The sequence below is a fragment of the Hungatella hathewayi WAL-18680 genome, assembly GCF_000235505.1.
GTDB classification, from domain to species: Bacteria; Bacillota; Clostridia; order Lachnospirales; family Lachnospiraceae; genus Hungatella_A; species Hungatella_A hathewayi_A.
The window spans coordinates 2,151,845-2,164,319 of the sequence record NZ_JH379027.1 but is presented as its reverse complement, the minus strand read 5'-3'; the positions used below and the strand labels follow the sequence as shown (position 1 = coordinate 2,164,319).

The following is a 12,475-nucleotide window of genomic DNA, read 5'->3' as shown; positions in this document are numbered from 1 at the left end:
TCCTACTCATTTCCAGGTCTGCCTGTGCAGGCGTGGACCTTCCTTGTTTCCCCTGATAATTCCTGATAAAGTTTCATGATATCTTCCTTTGAGGCCAGACCTTCCGAAAACGCGCTGGCGCTTCCGGCGGCGCTTCCCAGTCTCAGTGCATGCTCATAATCCTGCCGCTCCAGGTACCCGGCCACAAATCCGGCCACCATGGAATCCCCGGCTCCCACCGAGTTGCGGACCGTTCCTTTGGGAACTCCCATGCGGTGGGTCTTCCCCGTCTCATCCACCAGGATGGCCCCGTCGCCTGCCATGGATATCAGCACGTTGCGGGCGCCTCTCTCCTGAAGTTTCTTCGCGTACTCCGTTATCTCCCCGTCGCCATTCAGCACCACGCCGAACATGTCGCCCAGCTCGTGATTGTTAGGCTTAATCAGGAAGGGATGGTACTGAAGCACATTCAACAGCAGGTTCTTCTCCGCGTCCACCACAATCCGGATTCCTCTTCCGTCCAGCCTTGCCATGATGTTCTCATAAATGTCATCGTCAATGGATTTTGGGATGCTTCCCGACAGTATCAGGATATCGCCGTCCGCCAGCTTTTCCAGCTTCTCAAACAGTTTTTCCACGTCCTTTGGCGTTATCTCCGGACCCATGCCGTTGATCTCGCTCTCCTCATCGGATTTCATCTTGACGTTAATGCGGGATATCCCGTGCTCCACCCGGATAAAATCCGGGATAAACCCCAGAGTCTTCGCTCCCCTTACAATCTCATCACCTGTGAATCCGGCCACAAATCCCAGGGCGGTGTTGTCATATCCCAGATTCTTTAACACCGTGGATACGTTAATCCCCTTGCCCCCGTAATAGATGTCTTCCTGAACTGTCCGGTTGACCATTCCCAGCGTGAAGTGATTTACTTTTACTACATAATCCAGCGCGGGATTAAATGTTACAGTGTAAATCATTCATCACATCTCCTTGTCTTGGTGAAATTTAATTTCATCTGATGTCTATATCATAATATGATTCTTTGATTTCGTCAATAGCATTTTTGGTGAAATTTTCTTTCTTTTCCATTTTCGTCACTATATACAAAATTATTCCCGTTTTTCCCCGGAAAATGCCTTCGTTTTTGTCATTTTTTCTATATGGGTTATCCGTGACACAAAGAATCCCCCGCTGCCTCATACAGCGGGGGATTCTTTGCGTCACGGCTGTTCCCAGCCCAGCTCCCGGTATTTCTCCGGGTCTTCCTGTTTTACTTTTGCTATACAGTCATCGGAAACCATCTGGCGGAGTTCCCGCAGGTAGTCGTGAAACTCGGCCTGCTCCACACCGTATTTCAGATTCAGCTCATATTCCAAGGGGAGCCAGGTGGATAAGTCGGACTGGTTGTGCTGCATCAGGACCTCCATCTTGTCAAGCGCCTTGTAGATTCTGGCCTCCAGGGTCTCCAGGGCGTCCATCTCCTCGTACAGGGCGCGAAGTTCCGTGTTATAAGGGGCCGGAAGGCTGTCCACCCACTCATAGACCACTTGGGCCTCCCGCACCTCATCGGCCTCCGTCTTCTGAAAAGACGGGATATCTCCCGTAAATGCTTCCCCCATGTCGTGGAACAGGCACATGTGGAGGACCTTGTCCATGTCCGCCTCCGGGAATTCATCCCTGATAAAATAGGCGAAAAGACAGAGTCTCCAGCTGTGCTCCGCTACGCTCTCATGCCGTCCCTTTGAAGTCCAGGAATGGCGGGTATTATTCTTCAGAGCTTCGGCCAGCTCCATTGTCTGAATCAGTTTTCTCATTTCCATAATGGTATCCTCTTCTCTCTTGATTTTCTATCTTTATCCTGGCTATTGGAACTTGGAAGCGTTCATAGCCGCGGCCTTTCGAAACAACACATACCCAATCAGGAACATGACGGCCAGAATCGCCACGCCGCCCCCCGGTTTCCCGGTAATCTGGGCGAATAGTCCCATCAGGGCGGTCCCCATAAAGGATGCCCCTTTCCCGCAGATATCGTAAATGCCAAAGAATTCTCCCGACTTCTCCGGCGGAATGATTCTGGCAAAGTAGGACCGGGACAACGCCTGCACGCCTCCCTGGAACATGCCCACAAACACCGCCAGCACCCAGAATTCCCACTGCTTGTCAAGCTGGATGGCAAAGATGGCAATTCCGGTGTAGGCCAGAATACACATCCCAATCAGCTTGTCCGTCCGGTACCGCTTAGCCAGCACCCCAAACAGAATCGAAAACGGGAATGCCACAATCTGGGTCAGCAAAAGCGCCAGCAGCAGTCCCTGGGTATCCAGCCCCAGCGCGCTTCCGTAGGCCGTCGCCATCTCGATGATGGTGTAGACCCCATCTATATAGAAGAAAAAGGCAATGAGGAACACCAGAATATTCTTATGCCCCTTCAAATCCCGGAAGGCGTGAACCAGCCGCCCCAGACTCTCCCGCATCACATGGGTTCCCTGTGTCTCCACATGGTGTATCTGGCGGTAGGTCTTTAACAGCGGTATCGTGACCCCCACCCACCACAGCGCGTTGAGCACGAAGGCAATGGCCATGGCCGTTGTCATGGAAATGCCCACCGCCTCATATCCCAGCACCAGACCCAGGCTGACCACAAAGGGAATGCAGCTGCCGATATACCCCCAGGCATAACCCTGGGAGGAGACCATGTCCATCCGCTCCGGGGTGGTCACATCCGTCAGCATGGAGTCATAGAATATCAGGCTGGCGGAATACCCCACCTTGGCCACCACGAACACGGCCAGGAAGATGACCCAGGATGTGGGCACCGACAGCACGGCACAGCCCAGCACCCCCACCATCATGCTGATGATGAAAATCGGTTTCTTGTACTCCTTGGTGTCGGCCAGCGTCCCGAATATGGGGCCAATCACCGCCACCAGCAGCGTGGATATGGAGGCGGCATAACCCCAGTAGGCCATGTAATCCACCTCGGACAGGCCGCCAAGCTCCGCCAGATAATTAAAATAGATGGGCAGTATGGTGGCCGCCAGCAGCACAAAGGCCGAGTTGCCCACATCGTATAAAATCCAGTACTTTTCCAGTTTCGTCAGTTTCGCCTTTTCCATCTCATTCTCCCTTATGTGTGCCGGTCTTTGGGTATTAATCAAACATGCTCAATTGTGTCACTTCGTAGTTCTTCTTATAGGAATGGGTAATGTCTTTCATGTCATATAAAATTCCGTATTTGGCGCATTCCTGTGTAAATTTATTCCATAGGGTTCTGGCCCGGGGGCTGTGGCATTCGTAGCGGTTGCCGTAGCGTTTGATATACTGCTCCGGAAGATTTTGGCCCGGAAAGATTTCATTTAGCTTGTCAAAATACCACTCCCGCTGGTTGTTTCGAAGGGTCATGCCGAAGGCCGGGTAGATGAACCTGGCGCCTGCCTCGTGGGCACGGCGGACGATGGCCAGCACATTTTCCTCCGAGTCCTCCAGAAACGGCAGGACCGGCATCAGCAGGATTCCGGCGTAAATGCCGTGGCTTCCTAGCGCGTCCAGCATGGCAAACCGCTCCGAGGAGCAGGCCACATGGGGCTCCACCTTCTTGGACAGGGCGTCATCGGCCGTAGTGATAGTCACCTTGCAGAGGACCGGGGAATGCTCCTTGATACTCTCCAGAATGTCCATGTCACGCATCATCAGCGTACTCTTGGTGGCGATGGCCACGCCGAAGCCGAAGGCGTCGATCAGCTCCAGGGCATGGCGTGTCAGCTGCATTTCCCCCTCAAAGGGGTTGTAGGGGTCACTCATGGAGCCGGTGCCCACCACCCCCAGCTTCACCTTCCGCCGCAAGTCGTCCCGGATAATCCGAAGGGCGTCCTCCTTAGCGCGGACGGTGTCAAAGTTGTCGATCTGATAGCAGTCGGAGCGGCTGTCACAGTAAATGCAGCCGTGGCAGCAGCCCCGGTAAATATTCATATTGTAATCAATCCCGAACCAGCTGGTGTCCTTTGCCTTGGTCACGATGGTTTTGGCGGGTACGTATTCCATGTCCATCTCCTTTCAAAAAGGGACGCAGGTTTCTAGTCCTCGTCCCATGTTGATTAAATTTTACCAAATGTAGCGGAAAATAACAATGGAAATAACCAACTTGCTATTTTTTATTGCCCGTGCTAATATACCTATAATAACGATGCTAAGAAAGGGCTCCTATGGTTTCATTGATTGTGGAGGGAAAACGAATATACGACAAGTTTACCAAAGACGAAGTCACCGTTTACGCGGCTCAGGCTTCGTTCTTTATCGTGCTGTCATTTTTTCCATTTATCATGCTGCTTTTGACCTTGATTCAGTTTATTCCCAACATCAGCAAATCGGATTTGATGACCATCACGGTGGCTATCATGCCGGATATGCTGGATTCCTTTGTGGTGGGGATTATCGATGATTTGTATACAAAGTCTCCGGCTACGATTGTGTCCATTACGGCCATCACGGCGCTGTGGTCAGCCTCCAGGGGGATGTTGAGCATTGAGAGGAGTTTGAACCGGGTAAATGAGATTTCCAGAAAGAGAAATTATATTGTGCGGCGGATTATCTGCGCGGGATACACCATTGTCTTTATCTTCGCCTGCGTTGGCAGCCTGATTTTCCTGGTGCTGGGAAGCTCGCTGCAGCGGCTGATTGACCGGCTGTTTCCGCTGATTGGGGAAATCATTTCCTTCATCGTCAGCTTCCGCTCCGTGGCCGCCATGGCCATCCTGATTGTGGCCTTCATGGCCCTCTACGCCTACCTGCCCAGCATCAACCAGAAACTTAGAAACCAGGTCCCCGGCGCCCTCTTCAGCGCCGCCGGCTGGACCATCTTCTCCTACCTCTTCTCCATGTACTTCGACCACTTCAGCAACTTCTCCTACATGTACGGGAGCCTGACGGCCATTGTGCTGTTGATGCTGTGGCTGTATATCTGTATCTGTATTCTGTTGATTGGGGCGGAGATTAATTATCATTATACGAAGAATTATCGGTAGTGGGAAGTGGAGATATCATGACATTTTAGAAAAGAAACTGGGCTATCCTCTATCGCACTAGAGGATAGCCCGTAACTGTAAATTACGCCTTATCCGAAGGTAATCATTGGTTCAATCCTTTGATTTCTTCTATTCACATTATAAACCGGGTACTTAATTTTTTCAAGTACCCGGTTTGCTTTTAATCTTTGATATATTCAATCAAATCCCCAACACCGCAGTCAAAATACTCACACAGTTTACAAATCAGATTGGCATCCATTCTCTGGAATTCATCTCTGCAATATTTATTGAAGTTCGAGCGTGGAATATCGAGTGCCTTGCAGACAGCATTTTTACTGATATCTCTTTCTTCCAAAATCTCATTAATCCGCATATGCAAATGCCCCACACTCTCACCACCTTTCTACTCAGAATTATAACCAATGAATCTTTATCTAGTAATTCACTATTCAGTGAGGTATAATACAGTGAGGCGATATATAGTCAGGTGTTTTATGGAGGTATATGCATGGAAAATGAATTTAACAGATTAGTGGCTAAATTAAAAGAATATGAGCGAACTCATAATCGAATATTGCTATCGGATTATAAAGAAATGATAAGAGCCGTTTATGAACATTTGACTTTGGAACTTGAAAATGAAGCCGACTTTTCTTTTTGGGAAAATGATGACGCCATTCACCTAACAATTACAGCAAAATCATATCTGACCTGTGATGAGGCACATTCCCTGAACCTTCTGATTGGAATATCGAATTATACTGAAATCAATATGGTTGATGACAAGATTCTTATCTATTTATGGTTCAGGTGCTGGCAATTTACAGATAAAGATTAGAAAAGAAAAAAATCCGACCGCCTTTTAGTGATACAAGGGAGTCGGATTCTGTTACTTCCAGTCTATCTGCCAACTGTCTTATTTTTAATTAATTCTTCTCCTCCGCCGCAAACATCGGCGTGGAGAGGTAACGGTCTCCCGTGTCCGGGAGGAGGACTACGATGTGTTTGCCGGCATTTTCCGGGCGTTTGGCAAGTTCGGTGGCGGCCCAGAGGGCGGCGCCGGAGGAAATGCCTACCAGGATGCCTTCTTTTGTGGCCATCTGGCGGCCGGTGTCGTAGGCGTCCTCGTTGGCGACGGTGATAATCTCATCATAGATATCCTGGTTCAAAATCTCCGGTACAAAGCCGGCTCCGATGCCCTGGATACCGTGAGGACCCGCGGTTCCTTTGCTCAAGTATGGGGAACCAGCCGGCTCAACCGCCACGATTTTCACCTCCGGCTTCTGGCTCTTCAAATACTCTCCAACTCCCGTGATCGTTCCACCAGAACCAATACCGGCAACGAAGATATCCACCTGTCCGTCCGTATCCCGCCAGATTTCCGGCCCAGTAGTCTCCCGGTGGGCTTTGGCATTAGCAGGATTAACAAACTGTCCCAGCACCATGGAGCCAGGAATCTCTTTCTGCAGTTCCTCCGCTTTGGCAATCGCGCCGGTCATCCCCTTCGCGCCTTCCGTCAGCACCAGTTCCGCCCCATAAGCCTTCAAAATCATTCTCCGCTCCATACTCATCGTCTCCGGCATTACCAGCAGGGCCTTATATCCCTTCATAGCCGCAATGCTCGCCAGCCCAATCCCCGTATTCCCGGAAGTCGGCTCGATAATCGTAGCGCCCGGCTTCAAAATCCCTCTCTCCTCCGCGTCCTCAATCATATACAACGCCGCCCGATCCTTCACACTCCCCGCCGGATTCAGATATTCCAGCTTCGCATAAATCTTCGCCGCCAGCTGATGCTCCCTCTCATAATTCACCACCTCCAAAAGAGGCGTATTCCCAATCAGCTCCATCCCGCTCTTCCTAACATTCATCGCCATTTTCCTCCCTGTCTTTTAATTCATAGTAATATTATATGGATTCAAGTAATTGTTACTGATTGTATCCCTTTCGGCGTCATTTGTCAATCATCATTTTTATTTTAAACTGCCTCTCTCCCCAGTTCCCGCATAATCTCTACAACATTGTCACAACACTCTGCAAAATCGATATCAGCCGCATAATTAAAATCCTTCTGATAGTTCCTCCATTGTCTTTGCATGACTTCGCTATTTTTCACACGATTCATAATTATTTCATATTCGGCCATGACTTTTATAGAACCACGTTTTTCTGCCGTAGCTGACAAAGCGGCCCCCAACTCTTCTGTCCGTATATTTGCATATTGTAATTTTTTCAGTATGTAAATATCATAATAATCCCTTGGCCTTGTATTCTGGTCCCCTCTGGTTACCACTGTTTCCAATTTTTCAGCAAGCACCGTTTCCAAATTATATGCCAGAACAGAAATATCCCTGTCCTCCAACATTAATCGAAATTTGTATTCTATTTCTTTCGGAGTAATTCTGTCCCCGGTAGTAATATCCAATTTAAGAGGCACTGCCATCGGTGGATAATTGGCTGTCAAAGAAACCCGGTAACCTATATAATCATTATTTTCTCGAATTTCAACGATACGACAAAATAAAAATTGGACATTATCCTCTAAATCAATCTGGCACAATTTTTCAAACATATTTTTGACACTATTCTCATTTACCGGAATGCCTTTCACAGTAGCATCCATATCCATCGTTGCCCTGCTGTCAAGCCCTACCATTGCAGCAATCAAAAAGCCGCCTTTTAGGATAAAATTCTCTTTATACTCAGAAACTGACACACGTTCCAGCAGACGTTCCAGCATAAAATTCTGCATGACAAGCTGCGCAGAAATATTCTTTTCTTTTGCCAGACTCTTTATCATTGCCTTTAACTGCATTGCATTTTTCAAAGCAGCACCTCCAAATAATGTCTTAATCTCTCTTCCACCTTGAACAGCCTTGCATACTCTGACAAGCGCGGGATATTTTTATTTTTCTGTTTTGTATAAGATTTAAAAGCCTCTGCCACAATCTGAATATCTACATGGCTTCTTGGCCTTAAAATATCACACAAAGTCCTTTCTGGGTTGTATGCATGAACTGTATTTCCATTGGGTGTATACGCCAGTTCTATCCCAATTTCAAATAACGGCTCTGTCACTTGGGTACATCTTACATTTTCTTTTTTGGCCGACGTAAGATTATAATGGGACGGAAACGTCATATCATAATGATTGGGGGTTCTATCCGTCAAGTCGTACAGAAACAATGCTGTCTCATGAGAAAAAACTCCCCGTTTAAAGCGGCTCTGCAAATTTATAAATTCATCTTCCCAGGCTTCCGGAAGAATATAAACCCCACGGGATGTCTTTTCAAGTTTCCCCATATCAACGAGATAATTCAAATTTCCTCTTGATATCCCGGCCGCACTTACCATTGACGTTGTGACGATTCCATTATTCTTTTCTGCCAGCTGCAGAATAATATCTGTTGCTCCCATATTTATCACCTCCTAGTAATTAACTTCTATACTTATAACTATATAATTTTTAAGCATAAAAGTCAATTCAAAAACAAATAATTAATTGAAAAGGAGGCGAATCACTCGCCTCCTTCCAACTATGGTGCATCTGTCAAAATCTGCCCATCATCCGCCCGGATGGAAAGCAGCAGCCCATCCGGCTCCTTTTTGGCTGTCCCATATTCTGTCATCTGGACATCCTCCTGGCCGGGCAGCTGGGGGGATTTCTCGATGCTTCCATAGAAATTCCAGACGGGAATCAAATCCTGCTCAAAAGTGCGCTGGCTGTCGCCTAAATTCACGCAGGCATATTCCAGTTTCACCTTCTTCACCTTGACATGAGCCTCCGGGCCTGTGGTTCCCTTTGATTTCCCGGAGTTGTCCTCAAGAACAGCACTATTTCCTTCTTCCGGCGGAAGCGCCGCTGGCCGACTATTTTGGGGGGTGAAATAATCTTTGCAGTACTGCTCAAAAAGCTGCTGCACCGCCTCAAACGGCAACAGAAACTCCTCCTTCCCCGCCGTCTCCTCCACCTCGTTCTTTCCGATCACTTTAAACTCGTTCAACGTTCCGTCAGCATTGTAAAATACTTCAATGTAAGGCCCGTTCATATAACCATTCTTAGAATCATTTTCCAGCAGACTGACCGTCGATTTGATACAGCCAATGCCTTCCACCACCGGGGTAAAAATTGTCCAGTACTCCAGCTCCGCCCACGATTTTTCACGCAGCGTGTAGTAGGACTCTCTCCATCTGCCTTCATACAGCTGATAACCAGTAAAACCGGCTTCCTTTATCAGCATTTCGGCCTTCTCCTCAAGTTTCGCGCCAGTCCCCGGCTGTTGGCCGCCAGCCTCCTCACCTTCCTCATAGAGATGGGCGGAACCGGAGGAACTTCGGCCATCATTCGCTACATTTTTCATCCAGATCAGGGAGAGACCCGACTTGCTATCCCCTTCAAATGTCCGGTAAGAAAGATTGTATGCCGCCCCCGAACTATCCGTCCCCATAGCAGATGTCGTGACCGCCTGTATCTCGCCCGGCGCTTTCACACCGCTCTCCCTTGTTCTCTCTCCCCACTTCACGGACAACTCCTTTGCCAGGACCTTCTCCACCTGTCGGAATTCTTCCTCCGTAAAATTTGCCGCCCGGGCTCTTTTAAGCACCGCCTGTTCCACCTCCGGCACCAACACCGGCGCATCCGCACTCAGCGCCACGTTATCCCCCGACATCTCCGACTGATAACGCTCCGGCGCCTGCACCTGCTCTTTTACGGAAACGCCGGCCTTTGCCGCCGTGTCTGTCCCGTCGTCTTCCTGTCCGGAATTGCTCTCCCCGAAAGCAGTTGTCTCCTGTTTCTTCCCTAGCACCTGGGGTTCTTCGCCCACTCCACAACCTGCCATCACCCCCACCGTCAGCACCACGGCCAGGAAAACCATCCCTTTTTCTCCTCGTCCAAATATCATTCCTTTACACTCCTTTATCCTTTGATAGGCCCATTGTATCCATTTGATGCATCAAAGTCCTCATCAAAGTGTAAACGTTTTGTAAACAGAAGACAGAAGTATTACCTCCGTCCCCTTCCCCTTCTTCTCCACTCCAAGAGCCTGGCCGTCCCAGGGACTTCGAATCTCCATCCGAAATCCATGCAGCAGCGCAATTCTCTCGCAGAGCGCCAGCCCCAGCCCAGAGCCGCCTTCACTTCTGCTCCTGGATTTATCCGCCATGTAAAATGCTTCCGTCACGTGAGACAAATCCTTCTCCGGAATCCCGAATCCCTCATCCCTGACGGCCATCATCCCATCCTCTGCCGTCAGCCAGATTCTTTCTCCCGGCCGGGAAGCCTTGACTGCATTGTGTACCAGATTGTACAGAAGGGCGATTAAAAGTCCTCTGTCTCCCCTGACTGCCAGAACTTCGGACGCCTTCTCCTCACCTGCCTTTTCTATCATCACAAGCTGCTTTTCCCTCCACAGAGGTTCTGTCTCCTTAAGCACCTCCTGGAAAAGCTCTTCAACAGCAATTTCCTCCATCTGAATCTCCCCATTCTCATAGGTCCCCAGAAAATTCAGCATTTTCGAGGAAAGGCGCTCCAGCCGCAGCCCCGCATGATGAATCTGCTCCAGCGCCCGCTCCTTCTGCTCCCCGGACAGTTTAACATGGAGCAGACTGTCCGAATACCCGATAACCGCCGTCATCGGTGTCTTGATTTCATGGGCCAATGCTCCCAGAAGCAGCTGTAAATCCTCCACCTGCGCCTCCACCTGCTCCGTCATCCGGTTAAAAACCGTTGCGAACTCTCCTATCTCATCCTGGCTCTCCACCGGAACACGCTCGTCTAAATTGCCTTCTCCAATACTCCCGGCCGCCTTCGTCAGCCGCCGCAGAGGCTTCAACGCCCTGTGAACCAATGCAAACACACCAGCCCCCGTGACGGCCCAGATCAGACAGCAAAGGAGGAGCAGATACAGCCCCCGCCGCTCTATCTCCTGATAATAGGGCGTGATATCCTGAGTCATCAGAACCTGGTACCCCGGAAACTGGCTGATTTCCCTCCTCATCAAAAGCACCGACTGTTTCCCCAGATGCTGAATCATATAGGCGCCCTCCAGCGCCGAGGGTGACAACACTTCATAGTCCGTCAGATTTACCAGGCATTCATCTCCCTTAAGCAGGGCATACCCATCTTTATAACACCGCCGGAACTGGTATTTCAAATAGGCTTCCGCCGCAATATCCCCCAGATTCTCAAACTCTTCCCTCGCTCCGATTTCTGAAAATGCATACGCGATGGAATCCATCTGTTTCCCATAATTGTCCACCGCCACCGCAATACTCTGGGAGCGCATCTGCCACACCGCCGCCCCGCTGACGGTCAAAAAACCGGCGGCAAGGCCCGCTGTCAGAATCACTGTCAGTTTTTTCGTCAACTTCATCTATTTTTACACCTCCAGGCGGTAGCCCAGCTTGGGAATCGTCTGTATCCGCATCCCTGCCTTCAGCTTTTTCCGCAGACTTGCCACATGCACATCCACTGTCCTGGTCTCTCCTCCGTAATCACCGCCCCATATCTGATCGAGAAGCTGGTTTCTGGTAAATGCCACATTCTGATTCCGGCAGAGGAACACAAACAAATCATATTCCATGGGCTTTAAGCCAATCTCCTCCCCGTCCTCATAGACCTTATGGCTGGCCAAATCAATCCGGCAGCCGTCTATCTGTATGTAATCCTTCAGTTTCTTCCTGCGTTTCAACACATTTTCCACCCGGGCAAACAGTTCCATCATCTCAAACGGCTTCACCATGTAATCCTCCGCCCCCAGGCGCAGTCCCTTTACCTTGGAGGCCACATCCGCCCTGGCTGTCAGGAAAATGCAGGGAATCTCCTTCCGGTTCAGCCCATCTATCAGCTCAAACCCGTCAGGTCCCGGCACCATCACATCAACCAGCGCCATGTCATAGCTTCCCTGATCCGCCAAAATCTTTCTCTCCGCCTCCACGCCGTCCGCCGCCATATCCACCTCGTAGCCCACTGCCTCCAGATTCATGCAGAGCAGCTCCCGTATCGACTCCTCGTCCTCAATGATCAGAATTTTATTTTTTCCCATCTCCTGTGCCTCCCGTCCCTGTCACTGAATTTCAGTATATCACGGTTTCGCAGCCGGACTCAACTGTCAATCCCTTTACAATATTATGAATTAGCGACAGTATCACACCACAGGAAAAAGGGGCTGTAAAAAAACTCCCTAATTAGGAATCGCCAGTTCCGGCAAATGCCGGTTCTGGTGATTCCTTGTTTTTATAGCTGCTTTTTGATGTTCACTTGTAAAAAATGGTTCACTTAATAAGCCTATGTGGGTAACTTTTCTTTGCTTTTAAGCTGCTGCTTCTTTTCGCTGCTTTTTATTATGATATTTATAGATGTTAAATCCACAAGAGATTAACGTAAGTTCAAGAATTACATTTTTCTCACCTCTTCGAAATAATCTTTTGTAAGACCTGTCCCATTTTAATACTCCGAATGTTCCTTCTGCCTG

General features: G+C 49.3%; 14 protein-coding genes. 2 read left to right on the top strand and 12 right to left on the bottom strand.

The window, feature by feature from the left end; translation table 11 throughout:
• Positions 1 to 2 precede the first annotated feature (2 nt).
• The 4 genes from pfkB to HMPREF9473_RS09635 all read right to left on the bottom strand — a co-directional run bounded on the left by pfkB (position 3) and on the right by HMPREF9473_RS09635 (position 4,020).
• Entirely contained in the window at positions 3 to 956 is a 954-nt protein-coding gene (gene pfkB / locus HMPREF9473_RS09655; protein ID WP_006779912.1) for a 1-phosphofructokinase, read from the bottom strand.
• Between the two features lie 243 nt (positions 957 to 1,199).
• On the bottom strand, positions 1,200 to 1,799 hold the full coding sequence (locus tag HMPREF9473_RS09645; protein WP_006779911.1) for an HD domain-containing protein: 600 nt from the start codon (positions 1,797 to 1,799) through the stop codon (positions 1,200 to 1,202).
• A 42-nt stretch (positions 1,800 to 1,841) separates the two neighbouring features.
• A complete protein-coding gene (locus HMPREF9473_RS09640; RefSeq protein WP_006779910.1) occupies positions 1,842 to 3,095 on the bottom strand; it encodes an MFS transporter in 1,254 nt (417 codons plus the stop codon).
• 34 nt (positions 3,096 to 3,129) lie between these two features.
• The gene (locus HMPREF9473_RS09635) at positions 3,130 to 4,020 is read right to left on the bottom strand and encodes an SPL family radical SAM protein (RefSeq protein WP_006779909.1); all 891 of its coding nucleotides are present in this window, start codon (positions 4,018 to 4,020) and stop codon (positions 3,130 to 3,132) included.
• A 161-nt stretch (positions 4,021 to 4,181) separates the two neighbouring features.
• On the opposite strand from HMPREF9473_RS09635, the gene HMPREF9473_RS09630 reads away from it, so the two are divergent.
• Positions 4,182 to 5,000, top strand: coding sequence for a YihY/virulence factor BrkB family protein (locus HMPREF9473_RS09630; protein ID WP_006779908.1), 819 nt, complete (start codon positions 4,182 to 4,184; stop codon positions 4,998 to 5,000).
• A 181-nt stretch (positions 5,001 to 5,181) separates the two neighbouring features.
• On the opposite strand, the gene HMPREF9473_RS09625 is transcribed toward HMPREF9473_RS09630, so the two are convergent.
• Complete coding sequence (locus HMPREF9473_RS09625) at positions 5,182 to 5,391, bottom strand: helix-turn-helix domain-containing protein (RefSeq protein ID WP_006779907.1); 210 nt, start codon at positions 5,389 to 5,391, stop codon at positions 5,182 to 5,184.
• Positions 5,392 to 5,511: 120 nt separating this feature from the next.
• Between HMPREF9473_RS09625 and HMPREF9473_RS09620 the strand changes: the two genes are divergently transcribed.
• Positions 5,512 to 5,841, top strand: coding sequence for a hypothetical protein (locus HMPREF9473_RS09620; RefSeq protein ID WP_006779906.1), 330 nt, complete (start codon positions 5,512 to 5,514; stop codon positions 5,839 to 5,841).
• A gap of 88 nt (positions 5,842 to 5,929) precedes the next feature.
• Here the strand turns inward: HMPREF9473_RS09620 and cysK are convergent, their stop codons facing one another.
• From cysK to HMPREF9473_RS28725, 7 genes are all read right to left on the bottom strand, one after another.
• On the bottom strand, positions 5,930 to 6,871 hold the full coding sequence (gene cysK, locus HMPREF9473_RS09615) for a cysteine synthase A (protein WP_006779905.1): 942 nt from the start codon (positions 6,869 to 6,871) through the stop codon (positions 5,930 to 5,932).
• A 107-nt stretch (positions 6,872 to 6,978) separates the two neighbouring features.
• Positions 6,979 to 7,827, bottom strand: coding sequence for a nucleotidyl transferase AbiEii/AbiGii toxin family protein (locus tag HMPREF9473_RS09610; protein WP_006779904.1), 849 nt, complete (start codon positions 7,825 to 7,827; stop codon positions 6,979 to 6,981).
• On the bottom strand, positions 7,824 to 8,417 hold the full coding sequence (locus HMPREF9473_RS09605; RefSeq protein WP_006779903.1) for a type IV toxin-antitoxin system AbiEi family antitoxin domain-containing protein: 594 nt from the start codon (positions 8,415 to 8,417) through the stop codon (positions 7,824 to 7,826). The genes HMPREF9473_RS09610 and HMPREF9473_RS09605 overlap by 4 nt, the downstream gene beginning before the upstream one ends.
• A gap of 119 nt (positions 8,418 to 8,536) precedes the next feature.
• Entirely contained in the window at positions 8,537 to 9,904 is a 1,368-nt protein-coding gene (locus tag HMPREF9473_RS09600; RefSeq protein WP_138669311.1) for a DUF6034 family protein, read from the bottom strand.
• A 63-nt stretch (positions 9,905 to 9,967) separates the two neighbouring features.
• Positions 9,968 to 11,374 (bottom strand): sensor histidine kinase, encoded by a 1,407-nt coding sequence (locus tag HMPREF9473_RS09595; RefSeq protein ID WP_006779901.1) that lies wholly within the window; start codon positions 11,372 to 11,374, stop codon positions 9,968 to 9,970.
• A 6-nt stretch (positions 11,375 to 11,380) separates the two neighbouring features.
• On the bottom strand, positions 11,381 to 12,046 hold the full coding sequence (locus HMPREF9473_RS09590) for a response regulator transcription factor (protein ID WP_006779900.1): 666 nt from the start codon (positions 12,044 to 12,046) through the stop codon (positions 11,381 to 11,383).
• Positions 12,047 to 12,313: 267 nt separating this feature from the next.
• On the bottom strand, positions 12,314 to 12,475 hold a 162-nt coding region (locus tag HMPREF9473_RS28725), incomplete at its 5' end, for a transposase (protein WP_187388697.1).